General features: G+C 39.2%; 1 protein-coding gene. It reads right to left on the minus strand.

Annotated elements, in window-relative coordinates; all coding sequences use genetic code 11:
• Window positions 1-226: 226 nt before the first annotated feature.
• The gene (locus JMY02_RS13530) at window positions 227-1,354 is read right to left on the minus strand and encodes an RNA-guided endonuclease TnpB family protein (protein ID WP_201599177.1); all 1,128 of its coding nucleotides are present in this window, start codon (window positions 1,352-1,354) and stop codon (window positions 227-229) included.
• Window positions 1,355-1,496: the final 142 nt, after the last annotated feature.

The raw sequence follows: 1,496 nt of genomic DNA on the forward strand, positions 1-1,496 counted from the left end.
CCATTCTTACAGTGCTAATTTTAACAAAAAAAGACCCCTATCAACAAATAGAGGTCTGTGGTATTCACGTAAAGTATTGCTAAGCTATAGTGATACCTGTTATTGACATACTCCCACCACCAAACCTAACGGTTATGGTGGGGGAATCTTTGCGACCCATAACAACCTAAGTTGTTACCTTTCGCCATGCCACCTACGCTGATAGGTATAGGCATGGAGGAACTCTTTACACAGTAGCACGTCCTGCTACATCAGCTAACGCCTGAGAGCGTATATTGCTTGCTGCATTGGTATCACGGTCATGCTGTGTTTGACAGCTAGGGCACGTCCAATTTCTGACTGACAACGGCAGAGTATCTAATTTGTGATGACAATGCGAACAAATTTTACTACTGGCAAAGAACCGACTCACTTTTAGAATGTTTTTACCATACCAATTCGCCTTGTAGGTAAGCAGGGTAACAAACTGCCCCCAACCCACGTCATTAATCGCTTTGGCAAGTTTTCGGTTCTTTACCATGTTTTTCACACCTAAATCTTCTATCGCATAGCTTGTCGCTTGGTTTTCACAGATAAGGCTATGCGTGATTTTGTGATGTAAGTCTAATCGAGCGTTGCGTACTTTTTCATGAATACGAGCAACAGCTAATTTTTGTTTTTGATAGTTCTTACTGGTCTTTTGTTTACGAGCAAAGATTTTTTGCTGTATAGCAAGTCGTTTACTGGCTTTGGCTAAATGCTTTGGGTTATCAAATTTGCTACCATCTGATAGATTGAGTAAGTGACTAATACCTAAGTCAATGCCAACCGTTAATCTAGGTTCAATGGTCGTAGGCGTTGGCAATATATCAGCATTATCAACCAGTACGCTTGCATAGTATTTGCCTGTGGCGGTTTTACTAATAGTAACGGTTTTGATATTACCAACAAATTCACGGCTAAATACGGTTTTGATGCCTTTTATTTTAGGTAGATTGATAATACCTTGCTCAAAGTTTACGGTGCAATGTTGAGGGCATTGATAACTACGCTGTGGGATTTTTTTAGATTTGAACCGTGGAAATTTGGCATGACCTTTGAAGAAGTTAGTAAAAGCGGTATAGACATTTAGTAAGGCATTTAGTAGTGATTGGCTATTGACCTCGTTTAGCCATGCAAACTGAGCTTTCTTTTTCTTTTTTACTAAATGGCTTTGGATTTTGCTACGTGATAATGATTTGCCAAACATAGCATAGTAGCGTTTTTGCAATGCCAACGCCCAATTGAACACAAACCGACTACAGCCAAAATGCTTTTCGATTAGCACTCGCTGTTCGTAGTTTGGGTAAATTCTGTATTTATAGGCTTTAAGCATGGTTTGTCAGTCAACTTGAATATAGGTATAACTTAGCATTATTTGCATTTAGCATCAATTATCAGCAATAAACCTAAATCCTTAGAATAGGTCGCCCGTGCTTACATCTCCACCTAAATCAAAGATTATAGGTGGAGAATTA

Origin of the sequence: Psychrobacter vallis (assembly GCF_904846715.1) — a bacterium.
GTDB lineage: Bacteria > Pseudomonadota > Gammaproteobacteria > Pseudomonadales > Moraxellaceae > Psychrobacter > Psychrobacter vallis.

Coding starts and splice junctions, on each gene's coding strand:
- JMY02_RS13530 (WP_201599177.1), bottom strand. CDS start 1,354: ATGCTTAAAGCCTATAAATACAGAATTTACCCAAACTACGAACAGCGA.